1 protein-coding gene is annotated in these 835 nt (G+C 45.5%); it reads left to right on the top strand.

Annotated features, from left to right (window positions below):
• Positions 1 to 628 (top strand): OmpA family protein (locus A3729_RS02660; protein ID WP_156497591.1); only part of this gene is annotated, 628 nt, incomplete at its 5' end.
• Between the last annotated feature and the right edge of the window lie 207 nt (positions 629 to 835).

The following is an 835-nucleotide window of genomic DNA, read 5'->3' as shown; positions in this document are numbered from 1 at the left end:
TCGCTTAGCTGTTGGTTATGCATTTGGTCGTGATGTCGCGCCAGCAATGATGGTGGAAGCACCTGTCATCACTCCTGTTAAGCAAGTGGTTCAGAAGCAAGAGCCTGCTCCCGTTAAAGAGGAAGTTAAGCCAGCGCCAGTTCAAAAGGTAGTGATCAAAGACTCTGACAAAGATGGCGTAGCGGACAACATCGATAAGTGCGCGGGTACTAATGCTGCGTTTAAGGTCGATGCGTCGGGATGTCCCGTCATGCTGACAGAAACTGTTTCTATCCAGATGGATGTCAAGTTCCCGTCAAATAGCTCTATACTTTCTAAGGATAACTACCCGGAAATCGAGAAAGTTGCCGAGTTTATGCAGCAGTTTGAGAAAACTGTTGTGACCGTAGAAGGGCACTCTGATGATCGCGGTAATGATGCATACAACAAAGCTTTATCGCAGCGTCGTGCAGATTCTGTAAGTAAGGTTTTGACTGATAAGTTTGGTTTGCCTGCTGCTCGTGTTAAGTCTGTAGGTTTTGGTGAGGAGCAGCCTATTGCTGATAATGCTACATCTGAAGGTAGAGCGGCTAACCGTCGTGTTGTAGCGGTAGTTGAATCAAGTATTAAGAAGGCTGCGACTAAATAAGCGCTTAATCAATATCGGCCTCATGGTTTGAAGGCCGATCTCTATCTTAAACCGCTCTGCACCGAAAAGTGCAGGGCGGTTTTTTGTGAGTGAGGGATAGTTTTAATTCTTCAGAAGGCGTTTTGAGTTAATATTTTTAGATCGAAGCGCTAACTGCCTAGCAAATGCGACAAAAGCGCATGGAATTGTATGAGATTCCTTGGTAAG

The organism is Oleiphilus sp. HI0043 (assembly GCF_001634935.1).
This window is presented reverse-complemented; position numbering and strand designations above follow the sequence as displayed.